Annotated in this window: 23 protein-coding genes and 1 pseudogene; 14 read left to right on the top strand and 10 right to left on the bottom strand. The window is 72.5% G+C overall.

Annotated features, from left to right (window positions below; all coding sequences use genetic code 11):
* Nucleotides 1–14: 14 nt before the first annotated feature.
* Both GEV43_RS11665 and GEV43_RS11660 read left to right on the top strand, forming a co-directional pair.
* Nucleotides 15–1034: an aspartate-semialdehyde dehydrogenase gene (locus GEV43_RS11665; protein WP_160820709.1), complete on the top strand. Its 1020-nt coding sequence runs from the start codon at nt 15–17 to the stop codon at nt 1032–1034.
* Between the two features lie 105 nt (nt 1035–1139).
* Nucleotides 1140–1760: a hypothetical protein gene (locus tag GEV43_RS11660; protein WP_160820708.1), complete on the top strand. Its 621-nt coding sequence runs from the start codon at nt 1140–1142 to the stop codon at nt 1758–1760.
* Nucleotides 1761–1770: 10 nt separating this feature from the next.
* On the opposite strand, the gene GEV43_RS11655 is transcribed toward GEV43_RS11660, so the two are convergent.
* Nucleotides 1771–3183 carry an MFS transporter gene (locus GEV43_RS11655; protein ID WP_160820707.1) on the bottom strand — a complete coding sequence of 471 codons (1413 nt, stop codon included), beginning with the start codon at nt 3181–3183 and terminating at the stop codon, nt 1771–1773.
* A 110-nt stretch (nt 3184–3293) separates the two neighbouring features.
* On the opposite strand from GEV43_RS11655, the pseudogene GEV43_RS11650 reads away from it, so the two are divergent.
* Both GEV43_RS11650 and GEV43_RS11645 read left to right on the top strand, forming a co-directional pair.
* Nucleotides 3294–4202 (top strand): annotated as a pseudogene (locus GEV43_RS11650) (Lrp/AsnC family transcriptional regulator); the annotation flags it as partial.
* 101 nt (nt 4203–4303) lie between these two features.
* Nucleotides 4304–4753 (top strand): GyrI-like domain-containing protein, encoded by a 450-nt coding sequence (locus GEV43_RS11645; protein WP_160820706.1) that lies wholly within the window; start codon nt 4304–4306, stop codon nt 4751–4753.
* An 89-nt stretch (nt 4754–4842) separates the two neighbouring features.
* Here the strand turns inward: GEV43_RS11645 and GEV43_RS11640 are convergent, their stop codons facing one another.
* The 5 genes from GEV43_RS11640 to GEV43_RS11620 all read right to left on the bottom strand — a co-directional run bounded on the left by GEV43_RS11640 (nt 4843) and on the right by GEV43_RS11620 (nt 12774).
* Nucleotides 4843–5061 (bottom strand): DUF2277 domain-containing protein, encoded by a 219-nt coding sequence (locus GEV43_RS11640; protein WP_160820705.1) that lies wholly within the window; start codon nt 5059–5061, stop codon nt 4843–4845.
* A 135-nt stretch (nt 5062–5196) separates the two neighbouring features.
* A complete protein-coding gene (locus tag GEV43_RS11635; RefSeq protein ID WP_160820704.1) occupies nt 5197–6960 on the bottom strand; it encodes a M4 family metallopeptidase in 1764 nt (587 codons plus the stop codon).
* Nucleotides 6961–7338: 378 nt separating this feature from the next.
* Complete coding sequence (locus GEV43_RS11630) at nt 7339–8874, bottom strand: M28 family peptidase (protein WP_206681129.1); 1536 nt, start codon at nt 8872–8874, stop codon at nt 7339–7341.
* Between the two features lie 90 nt (nt 8875–8964).
* Nucleotides 8965–11376 carry a M4 family metallopeptidase gene (locus tag GEV43_RS11625; RefSeq protein ID WP_309239595.1) on the bottom strand — a complete coding sequence of 804 codons (2412 nt, stop codon included), beginning with the start codon at nt 11374–11376 and terminating at the stop codon, nt 8965–8967.
* 363 nt (nt 11377–11739) lie between these two features.
* A complete protein-coding gene (locus GEV43_RS11620; protein WP_160820702.1) occupies nt 11740–12774 on the bottom strand; it encodes an esterase family protein in 1035 nt (344 codons plus the stop codon).
* 337 nt (nt 12775–13111) lie between these two features.
* Here GEV43_RS11620 and GEV43_RS50010 point away from each other — a divergent pair, with 337 nt between their 5' ends.
* Together GEV43_RS50010 and GEV43_RS11610 are read left to right on the top strand one after the other, a co-directional pair.
* The gene (locus tag GEV43_RS50010) at nt 13112–13678 is read left to right on the top strand and encodes a peptidylprolyl isomerase (protein WP_160820701.1); all 567 of its coding nucleotides are present in this window, start codon (nt 13112–13114) and stop codon (nt 13676–13678) included.
* Nucleotides 13679–13759: 81 nt separating this feature from the next.
* Entirely contained in the window at nt 13760–14482 is a 723-nt protein-coding gene (locus GEV43_RS11610; RefSeq protein WP_160820700.1) for an isocitrate lyase/phosphoenolpyruvate mutase family protein, read from the top strand.
* Nucleotides 14483–14563: 81 nt separating this feature from the next.
* Here GEV43_RS11610 and GEV43_RS11605 read toward each other — a convergent pair whose 3' ends face one another.
* Nucleotides 14564–16897 (bottom strand): MFS transporter, encoded by a 2334-nt coding sequence (locus GEV43_RS11605; RefSeq protein ID WP_160820699.1) that lies wholly within the window; start codon nt 16895–16897, stop codon nt 14564–14566.
* A 542-nt stretch (nt 16898–17439) separates the two neighbouring features.
* Between GEV43_RS11605 and GEV43_RS11600 the strand changes: the two genes are divergently transcribed.
* From GEV43_RS11600 to GEV43_RS11575, 6 genes are all read left to right on the top strand, one after another.
* Entirely contained in the window at nt 17440–17973 is a 534-nt protein-coding gene (locus GEV43_RS11600; protein ID WP_160820698.1) for a 2,4'-dihydroxyacetophenone dioxygenase family protein, read from the top strand.
* Nucleotides 17974–17976: 3 nt separating this feature from the next.
* On the top strand, nt 17977–19263 hold the full coding sequence (locus tag GEV43_RS11595; protein ID WP_160820697.1) for an MFS transporter: 1287 nt from the start codon (nt 17977–17979) through the stop codon (nt 19261–19263).
* Nucleotides 19260–20276, top strand: a complete 1017-nt coding sequence (locus tag GEV43_RS54785; protein ID WP_160820696.1) for a 2,3-butanediol dehydrogenase — start codon at nt 19260–19262, stop codon at nt 20274–20276. The genes GEV43_RS11595 and GEV43_RS54785 overlap by 4 nt, the downstream gene beginning before the upstream one ends.
* Nucleotides 20273–21010: an SDR family NAD(P)-dependent oxidoreductase gene (locus tag GEV43_RS11585; RefSeq protein ID WP_160820695.1), complete on the top strand. Its 738-nt coding sequence runs from the start codon at nt 20273–20275 to the stop codon at nt 21008–21010. The genes GEV43_RS54785 and GEV43_RS11585 overlap by 4 nt, the downstream gene beginning before the upstream one ends.
* A gap of 56 nt (nt 21011–21066) precedes the next feature.
* Nucleotides 21067–22011, top strand: coding sequence for a helix-turn-helix domain-containing protein (locus tag GEV43_RS11580; protein ID WP_160820694.1), 945 nt, complete (start codon nt 21067–21069; stop codon nt 22009–22011).
* Between the two features lie 79 nt (nt 22012–22090).
* Entirely contained in the window at nt 22091–23149 is a 1059-nt protein-coding gene (locus GEV43_RS11575) for a hypothetical protein (protein WP_160820693.1), read from the top strand.
* On the opposite strand, the gene GEV43_RS11570 is transcribed toward GEV43_RS11575, so the two are convergent.
* The 3 genes from GEV43_RS11570 to GEV43_RS53230 form a co-directional block, all read right to left on the bottom strand.
* Nucleotides 23136–23849 (bottom strand): DedA family protein, encoded by a 714-nt coding sequence (locus GEV43_RS11570; protein ID WP_309239594.1) that lies wholly within the window; start codon nt 23847–23849, stop codon nt 23136–23138. The genes GEV43_RS11575 and GEV43_RS11570 overlap by 14 nt on opposite strands.
* A 138-nt stretch (nt 23850–23987) precedes the next feature.
* The gene (locus GEV43_RS53235) at nt 23988–24389 is read right to left on the bottom strand and encodes a phosphatase PAP2 family protein (protein WP_254715866.1); all 402 of its coding nucleotides are present in this window, start codon (nt 24387–24389) and stop codon (nt 23988–23990) included.
* Nucleotides 24353–24823, bottom strand: coding sequence for a phosphatase PAP2 family protein (locus tag GEV43_RS53230; protein WP_160820691.1), 471 nt, complete (start codon nt 24821–24823; stop codon nt 24353–24355). The genes GEV43_RS53235 and GEV43_RS53230 overlap by 37 nt, the downstream gene beginning before the upstream one ends.
* A 456-nt stretch (nt 24824–25279) precedes the next feature.
* Here GEV43_RS53230 and GEV43_RS11555 point away from each other — a divergent pair, with 456 nt between their 5' ends.
* Both GEV43_RS11555 and GEV43_RS11550 read left to right on the top strand, forming a co-directional pair.
* The gene (locus tag GEV43_RS11555) at nt 25280–25948 is read left to right on the top strand and encodes a hypothetical protein (protein ID WP_160820690.1); all 669 of its coding nucleotides are present in this window, start codon (nt 25280–25282) and stop codon (nt 25946–25948) included.
* Between the two features lie 86 nt (nt 25949–26034).
* The gene (locus GEV43_RS11550; RefSeq protein ID WP_160820689.1) at nt 26035–26418 is read left to right on the top strand and encodes a hypothetical protein; all 384 of its coding nucleotides are present in this window, start codon (nt 26035–26037) and stop codon (nt 26416–26418) included.
* The last annotated feature ends 289 nt before the right edge of the window (nt 26419–26707 follow it).

The raw sequence follows: 26707 nt of genomic DNA, 5'->3' as shown, positions 1-26707 counted from the left end.
TCAGAGGGAGCGGCATGAGAATCGGCATCGTCGGGGCCACCGGTCAGGTCGGGAGCGTGATGCTCAGGATCCTGGGCGAACGCGGATTCCCGGTGGACGAGCTGCGGCTGTTCGCCTCCGCCCGCTCGGCCGGCCGGAAGCTGCCGTGGGGCGGCGCCGAGGTGACCGTCGAGGACGCCGCGACCGCCGACTACGCGGGCCTCGACATCGTGCTGTTCTCCGCCGGGAAGACCAGCTCGAAGGACCTGGCGCCCAAGGTCGCCGCGGCGGGCGCCGTCGTCATCGACAACAGCTCTGCCTGGCGGATGGACCCGGACGTCCCGCTCGTCGTCTCGGAGGTCAACCCGCACGCCGCGGCGGTACGGCCGAAGGGCATCATCGCCAACCCCAACTGCACCACCATGGCCGCGATGCCCGTGCTGCGCCCGCTGCACGGCGAGGCAGGGCTGAACGCCCTCGTCGTCGCCACCTACCAGGCCGTCTCCGGCAGCGGCCTCGCCGGCGTCGCCGAGCTGCACGAGCAGGCGCGCAAGGTGGTCGAGGGCGCGGACCGGCTGACCCACGACGGGTCGGCCGTCGAGTTCCCCGAGCCCCGCGTGTACGCGCGGCCGATCGCGTTCAACGTGCTGCCGCTGGCGGGCTCCATCGTCGACGACGGCCTCGCCGAGACCGACGAGGAGCAGAAGCTCCGCAACGAGAGCCGCAAGATCCTGGAGATCCCCGGCCTGAAGGTCTCCGGCACGTGCATCCGGGTGCCCGTCTTCACCGGCCACTCCCTCCAGATCAACGCCCGCTTCGACCGTCCGCTCAGCCCCGAGCGCGCGAGCGAGCTGCTCGCGGGGGCGCCGGGCGTGGTGCTCTCGGACGTCCCGACCCCCCTTCAGGCCGCCGGGCAGGACCCGACCTACGTCGGCCGCATCCGCCGCGACGAGACCGTCGAGAACGGGCTCGCGCTGTTCTGCTCGGGCGACAACCTGCGCAAGGGCGCCGCGCTCAACGCCGTCCAGATCGCCGAGCTCGTCGCCGCCTCCTGACCCGAACCCCCCGTTCCGGCTGATATCGGCCGATTCTCCGCGAACTCGTCGCGTGCCGCCCCCGTCATAGTGGGGCGGCACGTGATCTTCGTTCGAGGAGACCGATTGAACTCCCGCTCCCTGGCCGCCGCCGCGGCGACCGCCCTGGCCGCCACGCTCCTCGCGGGCTGCGACGGCGACGACCCCGCACCCGCGGCGCGGTCCTCCACCCCGCCCGCCTCCACCGCCTCGCCCGGCTCCGCGCAGAGCACCCCGCCCGGCTCCGTCCAGAGCACCCCGCCCGGCTCCGCGCAGACCCCCACGCCGCCGAGCGCGACGGCCCTCGGCCCGCACGGCTACGGCGCCCTCAGGCTCGGCATGAACGAGCGCGCCGCCCGCGGCACCGGCCTGGTCACGATCACGTCCGCGCCGAAGTCCGGGGGCTGCGGCACGTTCGACCTCAAGGGCCGCACGGACCCCAAGGGCGACGGCGTCGGCGGCTACCTCTCCGCGCGGTACGGCGTCGCGTCGATCTTCGCTAGGTCCGGCATGGCCACGCCCGAGGGGATCACGGTCGGCTCGACCCGCGCCGAGGTCAAGCGCGCCTACCCGCGCATGGAGGACGGCCCGAACGCCTCGTTCACCCGCATCCCCGGCACGCCCAAGGCGATGTACGGGTTCCTGTTCGACGGAGGGCGCGTCCGCGAACTCACCCTCGACCTGGAGATGCAGGACTGCCACAACTGACGGCCGTCCCCTACGAGGCGCGCTCCTCAGCGCGCGCGCCCGCGCGAGGAAGGGTGTCCGTACGACGGTCTCGCGGGGCCGTCATGAAGACCGCAGCGACGGCGGTCGCGACGATCAGCCCCGCGGCGGTCCACAACGCGTGCTGCGCTCCGGCGCGCGCGGTGCCGGCGTGGAAGAACACGGTCCCGAGCAGGGCGATCCCGACCGTTCCGCCGAACTGCTGGACGGCGTTGAGCAGTCCGGCGGCGGAACCCGTCTCGTGCGGACGCACGCGCGCGAGGGCCGTGCTGAAGAACGGCGCCGTGAACATGCCGAGCCCCAGACCCGCGACCGCGAGCGCAGGGAGGAGCGGCCACGGATAGGCGTCGTCCGAGGCCGTCGCGTAGACCGCGGCGGCCGACAGGATCCCGCAGAGCAGCGTCGCGAGCCCGGCGAACATCACGCGGGAGCCGTAGCGCGGTACGAGGTACGCGCCTGAGACCCACGACGAGACGCCCATGGCGAACGACCACGGCAGCAGCGTCAGCCCCGCCGTCAGGACGTCGGCATGCGCTCCCGTCCGCAGTTGCAGCACCACCACGGGCGACAAGCCGATCATGACCGAGAAGAACAGGACCGAACTCGCCAGCGCCGCCGGGAAGCCCCGGTCGCGGAACAGGCTGACCTCGACCAGCGGGCTCCTCCCGCGCCGCGACTTCCACCGCTGGTGCGCGGCGAACGCGGCCAGCAGCGCTGCGCCCGCCCCGCCCGCCGTCCACGCGTGACCGCGTCCGCCGATGAGCGAGTAGACGACGAGCCCGGCGCCCGCCACCGCGAGAGCCGTTCCGGCGAGGTCGAGTCGCGGCCGTACGGCCGCCCGGTCCTCCCGCAGCAGCGGCGCGGCCAGCAGCACCGCGAGGCCCAGCGGAACGTTCACCAGGAACGTCATCCGCCAGGACACCGCGTGCGTGACGATGCCGCCGAGCGCGGGGCCGCACACCGCCGACAGCCCCATCACCGGCCCGATGCAGCCGAGCGCCCTCGGCAGTTCGGCCCCGTGGAACATGGCGCGGATCAGGCCGAACGTCTGCGGGATGATCAGCGCCGCGGCCGCGCCCTGGAACGCCCGCGCGGCGATCAGCGCCTCGGCCGAGCCCGCGCACGCGCACAGCGCCGACGCCGCCACGAACCCCGTGACCCCGACGCGGAACATCCGCCTGCGCCCGTAGACGTCCCCGAGCCGCCCGCCCGTGATGAGCAGCACGGCGAACGGCAGCGTGTAGGCGGCCCCGAACCACTGCACGTCGGAGTCGGGCCCTCCGAACCGTTCGTGGATGACCGGCGCGGCCACCTGGACGATCGTCGTGTCGAGCAGGTTCATCGCCTCGGCGACGAGCAGCGTCACCAGCGCGGCCCAGCGCAGGCGGTACGGCGTGTCGGACATTGCGCCCCCTCCGGTCGGTTCGGGCCCGAGCCTGCGGGCGGATACCGTCGGAGTTCCAATCAGGGCGCCGAGAACGGAGAAAGATTCCACATCGCGACGCGGATACGAGGATGTGTCACATGCTCGACGAGGTCGACCACGGCCTGATCCACGCCCTGCACATCGACGGACGCGCGCCGTTCAGCCGGATCGCCGCCGTCCTGGACGTCTCGACGCAGACCGTGGCCCGCCGCTACCGGCGGCTGCGCGACGCCGCGGGCCTGCGCGTCGTCGGGCTCGCCGACCCCGCGCACGCGGCGCACGCGCAGTGGCTCGTCCGCCTCACGGCGGGCCCGCAGGCGGCGCAGGACCTCGCGCGGGCGCTCGCCCGCCGCGCCGACACCTCGTGGGTGAAGCTCGCGTCGGGCGGCACCGAGATCGTCGCGGTCGTGCACGCCGCGACGAGCCACGCGCTGCTGCTCCACGACATCCCGCGCACGGCGGCCGTCACCGCCGTCTCGGCCCACCACCTGCTGCACATGTATCTGGGCGGCCCCACGGCCTGGCGCGGCCGTACGAGCACCCTGAGCCCCGCCCAGCGCGAACGCCTGGAGCCCGCGTTCACCGGCCCGGGGCAGGCGCTCGCCGACTCCGACGGGGCCCTCCTCAAGGCGCTCCAGCGCGACGGGCGCGCCTCCCTGGGCGACCTCGCCGCCGCGACCGGCTGGGCGCCCGCCACCGTGGCGCGCCGCCTGGCCGACCTGCGCGCCGGCGGCGCGGTCTTCTTCGACGTCGAGGTGGACGACACGCTCCTCGGCGTCACGACCCAGGCGCTGCTGTGGATGTCGGTCGAGCCCGCCCATCTGGACCGCGTCGCTTCCACCCTGGCCGAGCACCACGAACTGGCCTTCGTCGCCGCCACGACCGGTCCCACCAACCTCGTGGCCCAGGCCCTGTGCCCCGACCCGGCGTCCCTGCACCGCTACCTGACGCGCCGCCTGGGCGCGCTCGAAACGATCCGTTCCCTGGAGACGGCCCCGGTGATGCAGACCGTCAAGGCCGTCGGCCCCGCCGCGCGCCTGCCCCCGCCCGGCCGGGGCCCGCGCCGGGGACGCCGCGATCAGCGCGATAGCCTGTGGGAATGGGAGAGATCGCCGCGCGTGACCCGCGCCAGATCGTCGGCTACGTGGCGCGCACGACCAACGCCGCCGAGGCGGACCCCGAGCGTGCCCTCCTGCCGGACCTGTGGCGCCGCGCGGCCGCGCCCGGCGCGTTCGACCAGGTGCGCGCGCGGGCCGACGACCGCCTCTACGCCGTCCTCACCGACTACGAGAGCGACCACACGGGCGCGTACACCCAGGTCGTCGGTGTCGCGGTGACGAGCGTGGACGGGATGCCCGAGGGCCTGGTCGCCGTCCGCGTCCCCGCGGACGCCAACTGCTACAGGATCGAGGCGCGCGGCCCGATGCCGCAGGCCCTGATCGGCGCGTGGCGCTCGGTCTGGGACGACCCGGGGATCGACCGCGCCTACACGACCGACCTGGAGATCCACCACGACGAAGGCGCCGACATCTTCCTGGCCCTCCGCTAGCTCGACGGGCGGACGCACCCGGCCGGAGCCCGCAGCGAGGCCCTCTGCGCCACCTCACCCCCCACGCGGAGGCAGCGGGCCCTGCGCGACTACCGAGACGCGCCGCCGCGGACCTGGAGGGTCTCCAGGAGTTCGGCGGTGGAACGGGTGATCTCCTCGACGGCCCGGTCGAACGCCTCGGCGTTGTGCGCGGCCGGGGCGCGGAAGCCGGAGACCTTGCGGACGTACTGGAGGGCGGCGGCGCGCATGTCGTCCTCGGTGACCTCGTCGCTGAACGGCGGGCGGAGCGTCTTGATGCTTCGGCACATGTCCCCATTGTGACCTGGGGGTACGACACGCGCGGACCCCCGGCGCCGAGAGCGGGGCGCCGGGGGTCCTGGCGGGGGGCGGGGAATGGCCGCACGGGGAGGGCCGAGAGTCGCCCCGTGCGGCCGCCGGTGCGGTCAGCTCGTGCAGGTCGTGGGCTCACCGCTCGCCGCGGGGACGCTGACGGCGTTCCAGGCGTCCCGCGTGCGCGTGAAGTCGGTGCAGGTGGCCTTGCCCACGCGCACCAGGTTGATGACGGCCTGGAGGGACGTCTTGCGCACGGCGCCGTGCGTCCAGGTCGACGTCTTCATGTTGAGGGTCTCCATGAAGATGCGTCCGGCCTTCTGGACGCCGACGCCGGTGACCGTCGAGTTGTTGCAGGTCGGGCTGTTCGGACGGCCGTTGCCCGGGTCGTTGGCGTTGGAGCCCTCGGCCAGCAGGTAGAACCAGTGGTTCTGCACTCCGGCCGCCGCGTGGACCTCCATGGGGGGCACGCGGGAGCTGTAGCAGTTCGGGTTCCCGTTGATGGAGGACGGGTTCGACATGCTGCGGATCGGGCCGGAGCCGACCAGGTTGACCTCTTCGCCGACCTCGTAGTCCGGCGGGTCGTAGTTGAGCAGGGCCGTCGTGCCGGAGATCTGCTCGGTGACGCGGGGCTCCTTCAGGTACCACTCGGTGAGGGCGCCGAAGATGTCGCCGGTGGACTCGTTCAGCCCGCCCTTCTCGTTGCTGCCCGCGGAGCCGCCGGGGGTGTACTGGAAGATCCCGTGGCCGAGCTCGTGCGCGACGACGTCGGTGGGCGTCGCCTGGCGGGTGTTGCCGTTGTTGCGGCCGAAGTTGGCGTAGCTGCCGTTCCAGAACGCGTTGGCCTGGTTGAGGCCGACGCGCATGGGCCAGCCGCGCCCGTTGCCGTCGAGGCCGTTGCGCTCCAGCCAGGTCTTGACCATGTCGTACTCGGACTGGGCGGCCTTGAGGGCGTCGACGCAGGCGGTCTCGAGGTTGTTGCCGACCGCGTTGCCCCAGGCGTCGTCGGTGCCGCTGTAGACGGTCCCGCTCTGGTTGCCGCAGCTGATGCCCGTACGGGACGGGTCGCGCATGGTGTACGTGCCGCCGGACTGGGTGGTGGCGATCGAGGTCGGCTTGTTGCGGCCGCCGTGGTAGAAGCTCTGGTCGTCGTCGGCCGCGACCACCTCGTCCCACTGGGAGATGTACTTGCCGGTGGCGGCGTCCACGTAGACGTGCAGGATCGAGGGCGTCCCGTAGGAGCCGTCGAGGCCGTACGACCCGTCGAAGGACGCGGAGCCGTAGGAGCCCTTCGGTCCGTGTGCGCTCTTGGTTCCGTAGGACCCCTTCGGTCCGTGCGCGCTCTTCGTTCCGTAGGAGCCGTTCGGGGCGAACGAGCCGTACGAGCCCTTCACGCCGTAGAGGACGGTCTCGTAGGCGAGGCGTCCGCTGCCCTGGGCCAGGACGGTCAGGGTGGGCTTCGTGGCCTTGGCTCCGGGGAGCCGGCGGGCCGCGGCCTTGGCGGCGGTCGCCGCGCTGACCTTCGGGGTGGTGGTGACCGAGAGCGGGGCGGTCTGGTTGACCGCGGTCCCGAGGACCTTGCCGGACGCGTCGGTGGTCACGACGAAGTCGCCGCCCTGGACGGGCAGTCCGGCGTAGGTGCGCTCGTACGAGATGTGGGTGAGGCCGCCGGCGCCGGTCGTGACGCCCTTGCGGACGACGCGGTCCTTCGGGGACGCCTTGATCTGGGCCTGGCCTGACGCGACGAAGCGGTCGGCCGCGGTCGCCGGGGACGGCGCGGGGGGCGCGGATGACGCGGACGCGGTGGCGGGTGCCGCCATCGCCACCGCGAGACAGGCGGCGATGGCCGCCGAACCGATCGCGGACTGGTGTCGCACGGGGGGTTGCTCCTTCCACGGGCCGGACGGGCCTCCGCGCCGCGGGGGTCCTTGTGGGAGCTCTCCGCGGATCGGGGCGGCCGGCGTTGACTGAGGAGCCCGCAGGGTTCGTACGCGGATGCGGCCAGGCGGGGGTGGCCGCATCCGCGAGCGCCTGTGGCGGGGGCACGCGGCGCTTGGCTCGGCGCGGTCCGGAGGGAGGGGAGTCCGGGTCCGCGCCCGGGATGGGGGGTGGACGGCTCAACCGGTTGAGTTGTGCAGAAGTGCACCCCTTAGGGGTAGTCGATGTCAATCAATCCATTTGGTCCTGGATTTTCAACTTTTGTAACTCGGGGGATGGAATGTTCTGAAACCATCCCCCGAGCTGCGGCGACTCCGCTATTTGGTGATCTTGATGTCGTCCAGTCCGGCCTCGACGAGGCTCGCGCCCCCGGCGTCCGCGGCCTCGACCTGAATGCGCACGGACTGGCCCGCGTAGGCCGAGATGTCCGCCGTCTTCGGCTGCCACGCCGCGGCCCGGTTCGCCGCCGACGCGGCCTGGTCGAGGACGGTCGTCGTGCCGTTCGGGCCGACGACGCGCACCCGCAGGTAGTCGCTGCTCGACGCGTTGTTCAGGTGGGCGAGGTACCAGGAGAACGACAGCGTCTTCGAGCCCGCGGGCACGGAGATCGGCGCCGACTGGATGCTCGTCGTGCCGCCGTCGATGTCGTTCGCGCCCGCGTCCGCGCCGGCGGACGACCCGGTCACCAGCGCGGTGCTGCCCGAGTTCCCGGGCAGTTGCAGGGTGGTGCCCGAGTACGTCGTCGTCTGCGGGACGGCGCGCTCGAACCGGCCGGACGTCGCGGTGTCGGAGCCGCCCGCGTTCGCCGTCCAGCCCGTGTCGGCTTCGAGGTCGTCGGCGTAGACGGTGTCGCCGGGCGGTTCGCCGCCCCCGCCCGCGAGCGTCCAGACGGCGTAGGCGATCGCGTCGGCGTTGCGGTCGAGCGCCGGGTCGTTGATGTTGGACGAGGTGTCGCACGACGAGTGGTAGCAGCGGTCGTACGCGACGCCCGCCTGGCCGCCCCAGAGCTGCGCCTCGGCGGAGGTCTTGCGGCCCTCCGCGCCGGTGAACATGCCTCCGGCCGGGATGCCGTACCGGATGAAGCCGCCGTAGTCCGAACGCCCGTCGAACGCGGTGTCGCGGACCGCCACGTTGATGGACGAGAAGTACGCGCGCAGCACGTTCTCGATCTCGGCGGACCCGGCCGGGCCGCCGCTGCCGCTCGACCCGTCGCCGTCGTAGGCGAAGTAGCCGGGGTTGGGCGAGCCGACCATGTCGAAGTTGAGGTAGCCCTTGATCTTCGAGCGCTCGGCGGACGGCAGGTTGTTGACGTAGTAGTTGGACCCGATCAGGCCCAGCTCCTCCGCGCCCCACCAGCCGAACCGCAGGTGCTTGGCGGGCTTGAGGCCTTCCCGCGCGACGGCGAGCGCCGTCTCCAGGATCGCGGCCGAGCCCGACCCGTTGTCGTTGATGCCGGGGCCGGCGGTCACGCTGTCGGAGTGCGCGCCGGTCATCAGCACGTTGTTGGCGTCGCCGCCCGGCCAGTCGGCGATCAGGTTGTAGCCGGTGGCGCCGCCGTAGCTGAACGTCTGGATCGCCGTCTGGAACCCGGCGGCGTCCAGCTTGCCCTTGATGTAGTCGATCGTCGCCTTGTGGCCGGGACGCCCGTGGGCGCGGTTGCCGCCGTTGGCGTTCGCGATCGACTGGAGCTGGGACAGGTGGGCCTTGACGTTGGCGAGCGGGATGTCCGGGGGCGCCTTCACGGCCGGGCTCGGACGCGCCGGGCCGGACGTCAGGGCGGACGCGGGCACCGCGGCCGACAGCGACAGGGCCAGGCTGACCGCCCCCGCGGTCGCGAGCATGCGCGATCTCATCGTTCCTCCAGGTGGTGTCGGCTCGCGGCGGGCCGCAGGAGCGGGCGGCGGAGCCCGCCGCGAGCCGAGTTCAGGGGGGATGGGGGAGGGTCAGGACTTGCTGATCTTGACGTTGTCGAGGCCGGCCTCGACGAGGCTGGCGGCGCCGGCGTCCGCGGCGTCCACGACGATGCGGACCGACTGCCCGGCGTACGGGCTCAGGTCGTAGGTGGCGTTCTGCCACGACCCGGCCCGGTTCGCCGCCGACGCGGCCTGGTTGAGGACGGTGCTGGTGCCGTTCGGCCCGACGACCCGCACGCGCAGGTAGTCGGTGGAACCCGAGTTGTTCAGGTGCGCCAGGTACCAGGAGAACGTCAGCGTCAGCGTCCCGCTCGGCAGCGCGATCGCGGGCGACTGGACGCTGCTGGTGCCGCCGTCCAGGTCGTTGCCGCCGGCGTCGGAGCCGGACGCGGCCGCGCCCGTCACCAGGTCGTTGCTGCCGCCGGCCGCGGCGATCTGGAGGTTGGTGCCGCTGTAGCTGGTCGGCTGCGGCGTGCCGCGCTCCCACGCGCCCGAGGTGGCGGTGTCGCCGCCCTCCGGGTTGACCGTCCAGCCCTGCCCGGACTCGAAGTCGTCGGAGTAGACCTCGCCCGGGGTGCCGTCCCCGACGGTCAGCTTGTACGTGGCCGTACGGTCGACGCTGCCGTGACCGAGGACCGTCAGGGTGTACGTGCCGTCGGGCGTGCCGGCGGGGACGTTCACCGTCATCGTGGACGACTGGCCGGAGGTGACCGTCGCCGGGGAGAACGTCGCGGTCGGCCCGGCCGGCTGGCTCGTCGCCGACAGGGTCACCTGCTGCGCGGAGCCGCTGGTGGTCTGGGTGCCGATCGACGCCGTGGCCGTGCCGCCGGCCTGCGCCGAGCCGGAGCCCGGGGTGACCGTGAGCTGGAAGTCGGGCTGCCCGGTGCCGGTGCAGGCCGCCTCACCGCTCTGCTGCGGGACGCTGACCGCGGTCCACGCCTTCTTGACCGCCTCGCACTCGGTGCGCGAGGTCGGGAAGAGCTGGTTCGCGGCGTTGACGGTCTCGACGCGCGCCCGCGCGTGGCTCCACGAGGTGACCTTGCGGTTCAGGCCGCCCATGAAGATCTGGCCGGCCTTCTGCACGCCGATGCCGGTGACGGTCGAACCGTCGCACGTCGGGCTGGTCGGCTTGCCGTTGCCCGGGTTCGAGCCCTCGGCCAGCAGGTAGAACCAGTGGTTCTGCGGGCCGGCGGCCGAGTGCACCTCGGTCCTCGGGATGGAGGACGAGTAGCAGTTCGGGTCGCCCAGCGCGGACGGGTTGTACATGTTGCGGATCGGGCCCTGGCCGACCAGGTCGACCTCCTCGCCCACCAGGTAGTCCGGCGGGTCGTACTGGGCGGGCTCGTTCACGTAGTGCTCGGTCAGCGCGCCGAAGATGTCGCCGGCCGACTCGTTCATGCCGCCCTTCTCGTTGCCGTTCCCGCCGCTGTCGCCGCCGGGGGTGGTGGTGAAGACGGCGTGGCCGAACTCGTGCGCGACGACGTCGATCGGGGTCGCCTGCTTGGTGTTGGCCTGGTTGTGGCCGAAGCTGGTGTAGCTGCCGTTCCAGTACGCGTTGACGTCGGCGAGGCCGACGCGCGCCGGGAACCCGCCGCCGCTGCCGTTGATGCCGTTGCGCCCGAGCCAGGCGCCCAGCATGTCCCATTCCTTCTGGACGGCGTAGAGGGCGTCGACGCAGGCGGTCTCCAGGTCGGTGCCGCTGCCGTTGCCCCAGGCGCTGTCGGTGCCGGTGTAGGTCTGGCCGTTCTGGCCGCCGCAGCGGATGCCGGAACGGTTCGGGTCCTGCATCGACGTCGCCGCGGTGCTGAGGTCGACGGTGCCGTGGTAGTTGCTCCTGTCGTCGGCGGCGTCCCGGACCTCGTCCCAGGTGCTCGCGACCTTGCCCGTCTTCGCGTCCACGAGGACGTGCAGCTTCGTCGGGCGCTTCTTCTGCGTCCCGCTGACGACGGTCTCGTAGACGAGCTTGCCGGTGCCCTCGGCGAGGACCGTGAGCTTCGGCGCGGTCGCCGAGTCCACCTTGGTCACGCGGGCGCGGGAGGTCTTGGCCGCCTGCGCCGCGGACACGGTCGCCTTCGTGCCGACGTCCAGCGTCTGCCGCTGCGCGACGGTGCTGCTGAGGACGGCGCCGGTCGAGTTGGTGGTGACGACGAAGTCGCCGCCGTACACCGGAAGGCCCTTGTAGGTCCGGTCGTAGGCGACGTACTGGAGCCCGCCGGCCCCGGACGTCACGCCGCGGCGGACCACGCGGTCCTGCTTGGACGTGCGGAACGATGCGGGCTTGGCCACGACGAACCGGTCCGCCGAGGCTGCCGCCGTCGTCCGGGGGTCCGGCTTCGGCGGCGCGGCGGCGGTACGGGTCGTCGCGCCTGTGGCGGGGGCCGACATCGCCACGGCGAGGCCGACGGCCACGGCCGCCGCCCCGAGCGCGGTCTGGTGTCTCACAGGGGGTGCTCCTTCCACGGAGTCCCCCGCCGGGCGTACGGGCGCCGCGGCGTTCCTCGTGAGAACGTTCCGCGCCGTCCGTCGACGTCGGTGACATCGGCGAACCGCCTGGCGGGGACAGGGGAGTGTGGGGGGGACGTGAGACTCATCCGGATGAGCTGCCCAGAAGTGCACCGTGGCGGATGTCGGGTGTCAACGAATCCATTCGGTACTGGATTTTCACAAATTACGAATTCGTCGATGGAAACGCGCGAACCGCCTCCCTGCCTGGGAGGCGGTTCGCGTGATCGGAGCGGGCGACCGTATTCGGCCAGCGCGTTTGGAACTCTCGCGGCCCTTTCCGGATTCGGCTTGCGGCGGTCGTCAGCCGGTGGGGGCGATGCGCCGGCAGAGCCAGGAGAGGGCCATCGGGTAGCGGTAGTCGATACCGCCGTGCCCCGCGTCGAACAGCTCGAACCGGATCACGTCCTCGGAGACGCCCTCGGCGAGCAGCGCCGCCCGGAACGCCTCGGCGCCGACGTCCAGGAACCACTCGTCCCGGCGGCCCCCGTCGATCCAGATCGCCCGCTGGGAGCGCATCGCGTCGGCGCTCTCGGGCACCATCCGCACCGGGTCCCAGGCGAGCCAGCGCTCCCACACGTCCGGCCGGAGCACGCCCGTCACCGGGTCGAACGGCAGCTCGGGCGTGCCGTCGTCCTTCGCCGTGTAGCACGCCGCCATGGCGCGCATGTTGAGCAGGTCGTCGTCCCCCGGCTTGGTGAACGACGTGCGCCCCTGGAAGTCGTCCCACCACCGCGAGATGTCGCCGCCGTAGGCGCGCAGGTGCCGGACGCACTTCGGGAACTCGGTCAGGTAGCAGTACTCGAAGAGGGCGTCGCCCGCGTGCGTCGCGAGGGCTCCGAACAGGTCGGGCCGCAGCATCGGGGTGATCATCGCGCCGTAGCCGCCGCTGGACTTGCCGCTGATCGCGCGGTGCTCGGGCGCGTCCAGCGTGCGGTAGTGGGCGTCCACCCACGGCACGACCTCGTCGCACAGGTAGGAGTGGTACGGCCCGGTGCCGGGCGAGTCGACGAACTGGCTGCCGCCGAGGGCCGTCCAGGCGTCCACGAACACCACGAGCGCGGGCGGCGCCTCCCCGCTCGCGAACACCGCGTCCGCGGTCTCGGGGAACGTCCGGCGGAACGGCGTCCGGTTGCGCCAGATCCCGACGTGCCCGGTGAACCCCGTGATCACGTACACCGAGGGGTAGCGGCGGCCGGGATCGTCGTCGTAGCCGGGCGGGACGTACACCAGCAGGGGGCGGTCGCTCGGGTCCCCGAGCGGGTTGCCGCGCAGCAGTTCGCTGCTGAGGACATGGTCGTCCAGGCGACCGGCGAGTTCGGCGGACCACGGCAGCATGCTGACTCCCTCGTCAGGTACGGGCCTTTTGATCACCTCGACGCTAACCGAGCGGGCGGGCGGCCGTCCGCGCCGGGGCGTCCCGCCGCCGGTTCGTCGGAATCTGCCAATATCCCGCCGCGAACGTGATCACTAGGTTGGGCGCCATGAGAACGCGCTGGACAGCCCCCGCCGCCCTGGCCGTCGCCCTAGGCGCCCCCCTCCTCGCCACCGCACCCGCCTACGCGTCGCCCGCGCAGGCCGCCTCCCCCAGAGCCCCGGGCGTACCGCCTCCGCGTACGGCGGGCACGGCGGGCACGGCGGGCACGGCGGGCACGGCGGGCACGGCGGGCACAAGGTGCGGTGCACGTTCACCCCGACGCCGGACAACCCCGCCGCCAAGCCCGTCCGGCCGCCGCGGTCGAAGGCGCGCGCGCGCGGGACGGTGGACGTGGTCCTGGAGACCAACTTCGGCGACATCCGCATCGAGATGGACCGGCGCAACGCCCCCTGCGCCGTGCACAACTTCACCAGCCTCGCGCGCCAGGACTTCTACGACCGCACGCGCTGCTGGCGGCTCACCAACTCCGAACGGCTCGGCGTCCTCCAGTGCGGCGACATCTGGGCGGCGGAGAAGGGCGGGCCCGGCTACAGGTTCGACGACGAGCTCACCGGCAAGGAGACGTACCCGCGCGGGACGGTCGCCATGGGCAACTGGGGGCCCGACACCAACGGCAGCCAGTTCTTCCTGGTGCACTCGCACGCCAACATCCCGCCCGCCTACACCGTCCTCGGCAAGGTCACCCGCGGCCTGCGCGTCCTCGACCGGATCGTGAAGGTCGGCATCATCCCCGGCGAGAACGGTCCGGGCGACGGCGAGCCCGCCAAGCCCGTCCGCATCCACCGCGTCAAGGTCCGCCGCTGACCGCGCCAGGGCCCGCCGCCGACCGGGCCGATGTCACAAAGCGGCGTCCGGCGGAGTCTCCTTGCAAACGAAGGAGCTGAGATGACCGAACTCACGACCCGCCTCCGGGACCTGCACGTGCCCGGCGACCCGCTGGTCCTGCCGAACGTCTGGGACGCGGCGAGCGCCGCGATCGTCGAGGAGGCCGGGTTCCCCGCGCTCGCGACCGCGAGCGCGTCCATCTCCGCCATGCTCGGCTACGAGGACCACGAGGGCGCGCCCGCCGAGGAGATGCTCGCCGCCGCCGGCCGCGTGATCCGCGCCGCGCACGTCCCGGTCACGGTGGACGCCGAGGCCGGGTACGGCCTGGCCCCCGCCGAGCTCGCCGAACGCCTCGTGGCGATCGGCGCGTCCGGCTGCAACCTGGAGGACTCCCGGGGCGGCGCGCTGGTCGAGGCGTCGGCCCAGGCCGACTACCTGGCCGCGTTCCGCGCCGCCGCGCCCGACCTGGTGGTCAACGCCCGGGTCGACACGTTCATCACCAAGGCCCCGGACGCGGTGGACGCGGCGATCGAGCGGGGCCGGCGCTACTTCGAGGCCGGCGCCGACTGCGTGTACCCGATCATGGCGCCGGTCGACGCGGTCGCCGTCCTCGCCAAGGAGCTGCCGGGCCCGATCAACGCCAACGGCACCGACGTCCGGGAGCTGGCCTCGCTCGGCGTGGCCCGCGTCTCGTTCGGCCCGATGCCGTACCTGCGGGCCCTGGACGCCTTGAAGACGTTCGCGGTGCGCCTCAAGAACGGCCAGGACCCGCTCGCGTCCTGATCCGCAGCCCCCGCAGCCCCCGCCGGGCGCTCGGCCGCTGCGCCGGGCGTCCGGCGGGGGCGCCGTTCGACGGGGCGCGGATCAGTCGTTCCTGCTGAGGTCGCGCGTCTGGTGGGTCAGGCGCAGGTCGACCGAGTCCAGGCCGGTGCCGGTGAGGGTGACGGACGCGGCGACCGGCGCGTACCCGGTCGCGACCAAGGTGTAGTCGGTGCCGGTCACGTCGCTGAACGCGTACGTCCCGTCCTCCGCCGTGGCGGTGGTGGCGACGACGTTCCCCGCCTTGTCGAGCAGGGACACGCGGATGTCGGCGAGGGGCCGGTCGTCGAAGCCGCGCACGGTGCCGGCGACGGCCGTCAGCGGCTCCAGGACGACGTCCTGGTCGTGCGGCCCGTCGCCGTTCACCGTGGCCTGGAGGGCGGACGGGCGGTGGCCCGCCGCGCGGACGGCCAGCGTGTAGCCGCCGGGGATCAGGTCGGCCATCTCGAACGAGCCGTCCGGGCCGGTCGTCGCCGACGCCACCACGTGCCCGTTGCCGTCGGCGGCGACGACCGTGGCGTCGCCGAGCGGGGCCGGGGCCTCGCCTTCCGGACGGGCGCCGCGGACCGTTCCGCGCAGGCCGCCCGTGCCGGACAGCACGAGGTCCAGGTCGATCGGCTCGTCCGCGACCGCGAGGGGCGCGGCCTCGGGGCGGTAGCCGGACGCTGAGCCGACCAGGAGGAACCGGCCCTCCTCGGCGACGTTCAGTTCGTAGCCGCCGCTGCCGCCGCTGACGGCGTGCGCGACCTGGCGGCCCTGCGCGTCGATCAGCGTCACCGCGGCGCCCGCGACGGGACGTCCGCCGCTCAGCACCTGGCCCTGCACGCTGCGCAGGACCGTCCTGCCCCCGGCGAAGGCCGCGGGAGCGGCCGTCGCGGCGGTCGCGCCGGTGCCGGACGGCGCGCCGGGAGCGGGGGCTCCGGCGTGCGCGGCGGAGCGGCGGCGCTGGGACGGCAGCAGCGCGGCGAGGACCAGGCCGATGAGGGACGCGCCGGTCGCGATGAGGAACGCGGCGCGGAAGCCGTCCATGTTGGGCAGCGGGGTGCCGTGGAACGAGGTCGTCATGCGGGCCAGCACCATGCCCACCACGGCGCTCGACACCGACGTGCCGATGGACCGCATCAGGGCGTTCAGGCCGTTGGCCGCGCCGGTCTCCGACGGCGGGACCGCGCCGATGATCAGCGCGGGCAGGGCGGAGTAGCCGAAGCCGATGCCGGTGCCGATGATCGTGACGACCACGACGATCTGCCAGAGCGCGCCCATCATGAACAGCCCGACGCCGTACCCGGTGCCGATGATCAGCAGGCCCAGCATCAGGGACGTCTTCGGGCCGCGGGCGGCGGTCAGCCGCGCCGACAGCGGCGAGACCAGCATCATCGCCAGGCCCATCGGCGCCATCGCGAGCCCGGCGACGACGAGGGACTCGCCGAGGCCGTACCCGGTCGCGGTCGGCAGCTCCATGATCTGCGGCAGCACCAGCGACATGGCGTAGAACGCGACGCCGATCATCACCGAGGCGACGTTGGTGAGCAGCACCTGGCGGCGGGCGGTGGTGCGCAGGTCGACCAGCGGGCTGTCGATCCGCAGCTCCAGGATGCCCCACAGCAGGAACAGCACCGCGGCGCCGCCGAAGAAGCCGAGCGTGGTCGGGCTGGCCCAGCCCCACTGGTCGCCCTTGGTGATCGGGAGCAGGAAGCAGACCAGGGCGGCCGACAGGCCGACCGCGCCGAGGACGTCGAACCGTCCCGGCGCGCGGACGCCCGACTCCGGCACGAAGACCAGCGTCAGCGCCATGGAGAGCACGCCGAGCCCCGCAGAGGTGTAGAACAGCGCGTGCCAGTCGGCGTGCTGCGCGACGAACGCCGCGCCGGGCAGCCCGAGTGCGCCGCCGATGCCGATGGACGAGCTCATCAGCCCCATCGCGGAGCCGAGCCGGTGCGGCGGCAGCTCGTCGCGCATGATGCTGATGCCGAGCGGGATCGCGCCCATCGCGAAGCCCTGGAGCGCGCGCCCGGTCACGACCGGGACGAGGTCGGACGACACGGCGGCGATCAGCGAGCCGACCACCATCAGCGCGAGGCTGGCCAGCAGCATCCGGCGCTTGCCGAACAGGTCGCCGAGCCGTCCCATGATCGGCGTGGCGACCGCGCCGGCGAGCAGCGTCGCGGTCATCACCCAGGTCGCGTTGGCGGCGGAGGTCGACAGCAGGTGCGGCAGCTCGGCGATGATCGGGACGAGCAGGGTCTGCATGACCGCCACGACGATCCCCGAGAACGCGAGGACCGCGATCATCCCGCCGCCCCCGCCGCGGCCGTCGCCCTCGGGCGGGCGGCCGTCGCGCAGGACGGTGGGCTGGGCGGCGGTCTCGGACTGGGCCATGCCTGAGGACTCCAAGGGGGTCGGGGGCGCCGGTAGGCGGCGCGTCGGCGGGAGCTCGAACGTTCGGGCGGGAGGCGTGATCGTTCGTGCGGAGGGCGTGCGGAGGGCGTGCGGGATTGAGTCGTGGTCGTTCGTGCGTGGTCGTTCGTACGGTTCGTCGGGCGGTCGGCGTCGCGGACGTCGGCGTCGCGCGGCGCGCGGGGGGAGCGTCGTCAGATGCGGATGGCGGGCCGGCGGGGACGACCCGCGTACGCAGAGAAGTCCAAGGCGCGGTCGGCCCCGAATATTTCCTCGGCGCGCGAGGATCTGTGTCACACCGCCTCGTCCCATGATCCCCGGTTCCCTCCATGTCCAGTGGAGATCTCCTCCACGCCCGCTGGAGGCCCGCTCGAAGCGTGGCGGAGATCACCCGCCGGGGACGGCGCGGGCGATGCCGCGGCGATGTCTGAGACGTGCAAACGGTGACGTCCGCCACGGGAAAGACGGGACCGGCGCGAACGGGGTTCACTCACGGCAACGCGAACGTGAGAGGAGTCGTTCACATGCCGGAAACCCCAGGTTCGGAGTTCTGGAAGAACCTCAAGCCGATCGAGAACTCGCAGAAGCCGGACGCGCTGCCGGAGGTGTACCTGTCCAAGGTCGCCACCGACGACGACCGCTACTACGTGCCGTTCACCGAGACGGTCGGCTCCAGGCCGCTGTGGATCAACGTCAAGGACAACACCTGGTCCGACATCCTGCGGGCGAAGCAGGCCGGGCTGGTCAACCGGCACTACCACCCGCACGAGGTCTTCGCCTACACGATCTCGGGCAAGTGGGGCTACCTCGAACGGCCCTGGACCGCGACCGCCGGAGACTTCATCTACGAGGCGCCCGGCGAGGGCCACACCCTCGTCGCGTACGAGCACGAGGAGCCGATGAAGACGCTGTTCATCGTCAAGGGCCCGCTGGTGTGGCTGGACGAGAACGGCGACCCGGAGGGCTACTTCGACGTCCACGACTACATCGACATGTGCCGCAAGCACTACGACGAGGTCGGGCTGGGCGCGGACTACGTCAACTCCCTGTTCCGCTGACCGATGGCCGACACGCTCATCCGGGACGCTCCCGCCGACGCCGACCGGTACGAGAACAGGCTGCTGGCCATCCTGTTCCTGGCCTTCGGCTTCGTCTTCTTCGACCGGCAGGCCCTGGCGTTCCTCGCGCCGTACATGGACGACGACTTCGGCCTGTCCAACTCGCAGCTCGGCGTCCTGTCCGGGGTGCTCGCGCTGACGTGGGCGCTGGCCGGGATGTTCGCCGGGAGCCTGTCGGACCGCCTCGGACGGCGCAAGCCGATCCTCGTCGCGGCGGTCCTGCTGTTCTCGCTGTTCTCCTCGGCGTCCGGCCTGATGACGGGCTTCGCCGGGCTGCTCGCGGCCCGCGCCCTGATGGGCACCGCCGAGGGCGCGGTGCTGCCGATGGCGCAGTCGCTGATGGTGGAGGCGTCCCGGGAGTCGCGGCGCGGCCTCAACATGGGCCTGCTCCAGGGCTCGTCGGCGGGGCTGCTCGGCGGCATCCTCGCCCCGATCGTCGTGGTGCGCCTCGCCGACGCGTTCGGCTGGCGGACGGCGTTCTTCGTCACCATCGTCCCCGGGGTGATCATCACCGCGCTGATCGCCAGGTACGTGCTCGAACGCGCGCCCCGCGCAGAGGCGAACGGCCCGGCGGCCGCCGCGGAGGCCCAGGAGGTCCGGCCGGCCCCGAAGGTCCCGGCCCGCGAGGTCCTGCGGCTGCGCAACGTGGTGATCTGCATGCTGATCGCCTGCTGCTACCTCACCTGGTTCGTCACGCTGATCACGTTCACGCCGAAGTACCTGACCGACGAGAAGGGCTGGAGCTCGGGAACGATGAGCGCGGTCATGACCTGCCTCGGCGTCGCCTGGGTGCTGTGGGGCTTCGCGACGCCCGCGATCTCCGACCGGGTGGGCCGCAAGCCCGCGCTGATCGGGTTCACCGCGCTCGCGGTGTGCTGCCCGGTCGCCGTGGTGTACGTCGGCAGCCCGGTGCTGCTCGGCGCGCTGATGATCCTCACCTACACCGGGCTCGGCTGCTTCACGCTGATCATGGCGACGATCCCGGCCGAGACCGTCCCGCGCGGCGCGCTCGCCACCGCGCTCGGCGTGATCATGGGCGTGGGCGAGCTGGCCGGAGGCTTCCTCGGCCCGCTCGTCGCGGGCTGGGCGTCCGACGCGTGGGGGCTCCAGGCCGCCATGTTCATCGCGGCCGGCGGAGCCGCGATCGTCGTCGCGCTGTCGTTCGCGCTGCGCGAGACGGCCCCGGCCGTCCTGCGCCGCCGCGCCGCGGCCGAGGCGGTGGGCGCGTGAAGGCGGCGGTCTGGTACGGGGCGCGCGACGTCCGCGTGGAGGACGTCCCGCTCGGCGCCCCCGGCCCCGGAGAGGTCGCGCTCGACGTCGCGTACTGCGGGATCTGCGGCAGCGACCTGCACGAGTACGCCGACGGGCCGCACGCCATCCCCGTGGACGAGCCGCACCCCGAGTCGGGGCGCGAGGCGCCGCTGACGCTCGGGCACGAGTTCTGCGGCACGGTCGCGGAGGTCGGGCCCGGTGTGACCGGCGTCCGGCCCGGCGACCGCGTCGCGGTCGAGCCGCACTACCGCTGCGGCGACTGCCCGCGCTGCCTGGCGGGGGAGTACAACCTGTGCCGCCACTTCGGGTTCGCCGGGCTGATGGGCGACGGCGGCCTCGCCGAACGGGCCGTCGTGCCGTCCTACATGCTGCACCGGCTGCCCGACGGGGTCTCCCTCGAACAGGCGGCCGTGTTCGAGCCCGCCGCGGTCGCGCTGCACGCGCTGCGCCGGTCCGGGCTGCGCGACGGGGAGACGGTCGCGGTCGCGGGCCTCGGCCCGATCGGGCTGCTGGTCGTACGGCTCGCCGTCCGGTACGGGGCGGGCCGCGTCGTCGCCTGCGACCCGTCCGCCCGGCGGCGCGACCTCGCCCTGCGCCTCGGCGCGGCCGAGGCCCTGGACGCGGGCGGCCTCCCGGGCGGCGCCGCCGACGTGGCGTTCGAGGCCGTCGGCACCGAGGGCACGCTGCGCGACTGCCTCGCCGCCACCCGGCGCGGCGGCCGGGTCGTGCTGGTCGGCCTCGGCGGGACGTTCGCGCTCGACGCGTTCGCCCTGGTCAACAACGAGCAGTCGATCATCGGGTCGGTCGGCTACCGCGACGTCCACCCCGAGCTGATCAGGCTGGTCGCCGAGGAGGGACTCGACCTCACCCCCATCGTGACCTCGACCGTCGCGCTCGACGACGTCGTCCGCGACGGCTTCGAGGCCCTGCTGAACGCCAAGGAGGAGATCAAGGTGCTGGTGCGGCCGTGAACGAGGGATTCGAGGCCGGGCTGTTCGCCGGGCGCCGCGCGTTCGTGACGGGCGGGACGTCCGGGATCGGCGCGGCGACCGCCGTGCTGCTCGCCGAGCTGGGCGCGGAGGTCACCGCGCTCGGCCTGCGCCCCGCCGCCGGGGGCGAGGCGCCCGTCCACCCGGGCGTCCGCGTGGTGGAGCACGACGTGCTGGACGGCGGCGGGCTGACGGACCTGATCGCGGGCGCGGGCCGCCTGGACGCCCTGGTCAACTGCGCGGGCGTCAGCCACGACCGCGACGAGTACGACCTCGCCCGCTGGCGCCGCGTCCTGGAGGTCAACCTCACCGCGACCATGGTCGCCTGCCAGGCCGCCCGGCCCTGCCTCGCGGCGGGCGAGGGCGGGGCGATCGTGAACGTCTCGTCGATGTTCGCGTTCGCCGGGAGCCGGGACCGGCCCGCCTACAGCGCCAGCAAGGGCGGGATCTCGCAGCTCACCCGCTCCCTCGCCGCCGAGTACGCCGCCGACGGCGTCCGGGTGAACGCGGTCGCGCCCGGGTTCGTCGTCACGCCCCTCGCCCGCGGGCTGCTGGACGACCCGCCCGCCGCCGAGGCCGTCCGCGCGCGCATCCCGGCCGGGCGGTACGGGCGCCCGCGCGAGATCGCGGCGGTCGTCGCGTTCCTCTGCTCGCCCGCCGCGTCGTACGTCAACGGCGCGATCCTTCCGGTGGACGGAGGCTATCTGGCCGTGTGACCGCCATCACCGCATAGGCTCCGTCCGAAGACCGCCCGAAACGGGAGGAGCACCCCATGCCGGCACCCGCTCTCATGATCTCCCAGGCGACCACGGAGAACGTGGACCCGCGCGAGCGCATCCACTTCTGGGAGGAGTACAACCGCAAGGCGCTGGTCGGGCTCGCCTGCACCTCGTACTCCGAGCGCGGGCTGCTGGCGCGGCAGTCCAACTTCCAGCTCGGCGACGTCCGGCTCGCCGAGATCAGCGGCAACGCGCACGCCGTCGAGCGCAGCCCGCAGGTCGCCAAGTCCACGCCCAAGGACTCGGTGTTCGCGACGCTGCTGGTCAAGGGCGAGGCGGTCTTCCTGCACGAGCACGGCTGCCTCGCGGCGACGGCGGGCGACCTCGTCGTGTACGACACGCGGCGGCCCTACCTGTTCGGGTTCTCCTCGTCCATGCGGCAGTTCCTCGTGGACATCCCGCGCGACCTGTTCGTCCAGGAGTGCATGGCGGGCGGCGTCCCCGCCCCCATGCTCTTCGGGCGCGGGACGGCGCGCGAGGGCGAACTGGTCGTCGCGCTCCGCTCCCTGCTGGAGAACCCGGGCGACCCGGCCGAGGCGCGCGGCACCGTCCTGGACCTGATCGGGCTGCTGGCCGCCGAACGCTCCGGGGACCGCCCCGCCCCCGCCACGTACCGGACGCAGTTCATCGTCGCCGAGGACTACATCGAACGGCACCTGCACGACGCCTGCCTCACCCCGGGCCAGGTCGCGGGCGTGATGGGCGTCTCCGTCCGGCACCTCGGCCGGATCTTCGAGGCGGCGGGCACCACCCCGTCCCGGCACATCCTCGAACGCCGCCTCCAGCGCGCGCACGACGAGCTGGCCTCCCCGGACGCCGCCGCGTCGACCATCGCCGACGTCGCGTACCGCTGGGGCTTCTCCAGCCAGGCCCACTTCGCGCGCCTGTTCCGGACCCGCTTCGGCCGCACCCCCACCGAGGCCCGCGCCCGCCGCTGAGAACCGCCCAACCATTGTGCCAGTGTTCACTGGCTTGATTGAATCGCGGGAGCGTCCTCCTCCACAGCAGGGAGCCCCCGTGAGACCAGCCCTGATCGCCGCGGCCGTCCTCGCACTGGCGGGCGTGACCGCCGCCCCGCCCGCCACGGCCGCCGAACCGCGCCCGCTCAAGGCCGGCGCCGCGCCGTGGCTGTGGCCGCGCAGCGGCCTGGAGGCGGTGTCGGCCACCGGCCCGGACGACGTCTGGGCCGCCGGGTACCAGGGGTACCAGGGCATCGACTGGTCCGTCCCCGGCTGGGGCGCGGGCACCGTCCACGTCCTGCCCCCGAAGGCCATGGTGGTCCGCTGGAACGGCTCGTCCTGGCGCACCCACGACCTGCCCGGCACCGCCGGCGACGCCGTGGCCCAGGAGATCGACGCCGCGTCCCCGGACGACGTGTGGGTGACCGGCACGCTGCACCCCCACGACAGCGCCAAGACCGCCCCCTACGTCGCGCGCTGGGACGGCGAGCGGTGGCAGCAGGTGGACGGCCCCGCCGACGGCTGCTGGCCGAGGCACCCCGCCGCCGACTCCACCGGCGCGTGGTTCTCCTGCGGAACGTCCCTCTACCGCTGGCAGGACGGCCGCTGGACCGAGCAGGACACCGGCGCCCCCGACAACTGCTGCATCGGCGTGGACGAGATCTCCGTGCTCTCCGACGACTCCGCCTGGGCCGCGACCACCTGGGGCCTCCTGCACTGGGACGGCCGCCGTTGGAGCGAGGTCCCCGGCTACGACGGCGTCATGTGGATGCGCGTCGTCGCGGTCTCCGACACCGAGGTCTGGGCCACCGGCCGCAAACGCACCGACGGCCCGCAGAACGAGCCCGTCGCCATCCGCTGGAACGGCTCCACCTGGCAGAACGCCCCGACGCCGCCGTCCAACGAGAAACTCGTCCGCACCGGCGACGGCGCCCTGTGGGCCCTGCAACCGTTCGGCGGCGACCTCTACCGCCTGAACGGCGGCACCTGGACGAAGCAGTCCCCACCCGTACCGTCCGACGGCCAGTTGACCGCAGCCACCGCCATCCCAGGCGCGAACGCCCTGTGGCTGGTAGGCAAGACCAAAAACGCCCCAGTAGTCCTCAACAACAACTGAAGCCCGCAGCAGCACACCCTGCACGGCCTGCTCGAACGGGCGGTCGTGCGCCCTTCGGCCCCGTCCTAGCGACGCTCGGGCGCCTCGTCCCTCCGCTTGGACGGACGGAGCCGTTGCCACACATGGCGTCCGCCCTCGACCAGCGCCGTGATGGCCAGCGCGATGCCGAGGCCCAAGAGCAGCCCTTGAGCGGGTCGTTCTCGAACGCCGAACCGCCCAGATAACCGATCAGCGCCGAATACGACGCCCACAGGACCGTCGCCAGCGCGTCGAACGGCGTGAAGGAACGCAGCGGATGCCGTACGGCCCCCATCACGAGCGTCGCCGCCGTCCGCCCGCCGGGAATGTAGCGGGCGATGACCAGAACGAGCCCGCCGCGTTTCGCGAGAATGCGGCCCGCCTGGTCGTACGCGGTGCGCCTGCGGGTGCCCGGCCGCAGCCACCGTTCCAGACGTTCCCCTGCGAAACGGCCGATGAAGTAGGAGATGTGGTCGCCGCAGAACGCGCCCGCCGCCGAAGCCACGATCACCAGGACCAGATTCGGCTTCCCGTGCGACGCGAAGACCCCCGCCGTCACGACCAGGGATTCACTGGGGAAAACGGGGATGAAGGCATCGAACATCGAGAGGCCGAACAAGGCCACGTAAATCCATGGCGACGACATCCACCCGCGCAAAGCGTCCATAATGGCGTCACTCACGGACGCACCCGTTTTCCGCCCCGTCCAGCCCCCGCGCTGCTCCCATGCCCCAATACTAGAAATCCCTGCACGGGCGCACGGCGAACGACCCCCACGTGTTCCACTAACCCCGGCCACGGGAAAGCAGCGTGGACCGCTCTACGCGGTGCTCTCTTCGGCCTCGGCTTTGGCTTCGCCGGACGGTACCGCCCCGTTGCCGTTATGAACGGGTTTCTCGGCGCCGTCCTCGGCCGCCGGGCCCGGATGCCGGATGACCACCGCGGAATCGGCGTCATCCGTACCGCCGCGCCGCCTTATCAGCGGACGCCACGTCCACGCCGTACGGTCGCCCGCCCGCGACAGGCCGGTCACGTAGTTCGCCCCCACGGCCACCGCCACCCCGGCCACCACGTCCAGGACGTAGTGGTTGGCGGTGGCCACGACCACGATCCCGGTCGTGATCGGATGCAGCGCCGTGATCCACCCCAGGCGGTAGGGCCGCAGCACCGCCACGAACACCGCCATCACCCAGACCGCCCACGCGAGATGCAGGGACGGCATGGCCGCGTACTGGTCCGCGGGCACCGGCCCCCGTGCGTGGTCCCGAAACCGGCCACCGCCACCGTGTCGATGAACCCCTCGTCCGGCAGCAGCCGCGGAGGCATCACGGGCATGACGAAGAAGACCGCCAGCCCCACCAGGTTCATCAGGACCAGGGAGTTGCGCGCGGGCCGGTAGACGCGGGGCCCGAGGATGTAGCACCCCATCAGGACGGACATCGTGAGGCCGGTGTGCGCGTGCTGGTACACGTTGACGGCCACCCGCGACAGGTCTTCATGGCGGGTCAGCCAGTGGTTCGCGCCCAGCTCGACGTCCAGATGCAGCCAGCGCTCGATGTCGAGGATGTCCCGGCCGTGCGCCAGTGCGGGCCCGCGCCGCGTGGCGGCCAGCGAGCGGATGTAGCCGTAGACCTCCAGCAGGAGCCATACGATCACCAGCTCGCCCAGGATGAACGGGCGCTTACGGCGCGGTCGGCCGGCGTCACCGTCTCGCTCAGTGCGCCGCACCGCAGGGCGCTGGAGCAGCATTCGAAGGATTCCCCCATCCTTCCGCTGGGGCGGTGCGGCGGATGGACCCGAGCCGCTCGGCGGACAAATCTACATCTCCTCGGCCACCCCCGGCACACCGGGGCCCGAAACACGCCCCCCACAACGCGCCTCGTCCCCGGCAGAATCGAACCTACGGCCCAAAAGCCTGAACCGGCGCCGCAAGACAAGCACGGCAGCCCACCCGACCGCATCCCGCCCCAGACGGATACGTTCCGCCAGCCCGCAAGGACCCCACCACGCCATGCCCTACGAGCTGCGAATCTTCTGCGCAACCGGCGGAGCCGGCGCCACGGACATACTCGACCGAGTGCTGGTACGCGCGGAACAGCAGAACGCCTCCCTGTGGACACGCGACCGCGAATCGTCGGGAACCGCCTGGGCATCAGCCACCATCACCACCGCACCCCAGAAACGCGCCGAAATCCTCCCCTGGAGATCCACGCCGCCTCAGGAGCGCGAACGGCCAGCACGATCCGCGCCCTGTCGGCCGACTTTCCCGGGATCGACGCCTACGCGCTCATGCGCCTGGGCTCCAGCGAAGTCGACTGGGCGGCGGCCAACGCGGTGTGGCGGGCGTTCTACTCACTGTGGCCGGTCCTGCCGCACGACGACGGCTCCGGCTTCGACGTGGACATGGACGAGCTGGAACTCGCCGCCGCCGAGGCCGACCGCGACGCCCCGTCCTCCAAAGCCGACCTGGACACCCTGTTCGACGAGGCCCGCAGGACGGCCGCGAACCTGCTCCTCAACGCCCCCGACGGCACCTTCGCCCCGTTCGCCCTGATCCTCGGCAGCGCAGGCAAGGTAGCGCTCACGACCCCTGACGCCCTCCCCGCCGACCGCCCCAGCTTCGCCATCGTCAACCACAACCCCAACAACACAGCCGATGTTCACCTACAGCACCACACAGGCGAAGCACTCAAGATCACGGCCCCCTACGTGATCCATGCCCGATCCCAAAGGCGCGTCGTGTGGTTGGGAACGCATTCTCACCCCACAAACACCCTCTAAAGAAGCAACACCCATACAACTTTCGGGGGATGTAGGCAAATGAAACTCCTGATAGTTTCCCGTGAGGGCGGCCAGACAATCAGGAGGTGCGCATGCGTTCCGGTATGCGCCGCACCATCGTCCTCATCACCACCCTCGCGTTCGTCAGCGCAGGCACAACTGTCGCCGCGACGTCGGCGTCGGCGGGCACCAACGCGCAACTCGTCCTCGCCAGGGGCGGGATCTGGTGGAAGCACTACGGCGACCGGTTCACGGTCAAGGACAGAATGGCGGACGGCTACTGGATCAAGGGCTTCTTCCGCCTCGCCTCTGGCGGCGGCGGCACGAGAACCCTCAGCGTGTCCGGGGCCGGCAAGGAGAGGTCGACCACCTTCAACCGCCGCGAGGGCAGCGATATCCGAATCAAAATGTGCTACTACGATGAACTAGTGGCACTCTGGTGCAGCGACTGGATAAATGGCGTGGCGTAACCCCTGCCAACGCGCACCACACATCATCAAGGCCATTGCCACCAAATAGACAGGCGTGGCACTGCCGAACGACCACCCAGCCCCTTCCAGCGCTCGTCCGCCAAGCCCCCGGACGGCGTCGTGACCGGCCGCGCCCCAGCGCGTTGGACCACGACGCCGTCCCTGTCGCGTCCCCCGAGACGGTCAGCCCCACCACAGCGAACGGCACGCTCCAGCGCTCAAGTCCATCAGCCCCACACGACCGCGCCCGTCGCCGCCTCCCGCCGCGCGGTGGTGGGCGTGTGGGCTG

The sequence above is a fragment of the Actinomadura sp. J1-007 genome, assembly GCF_009793335.1.
GTDB lineage: Bacteria > Actinomycetota > Actinomycetes > Streptosporangiales > Streptosporangiaceae > Spirillospora > Spirillospora yumaensis.
This window is presented reverse-complemented; position numbering and strand designations above follow the sequence as displayed.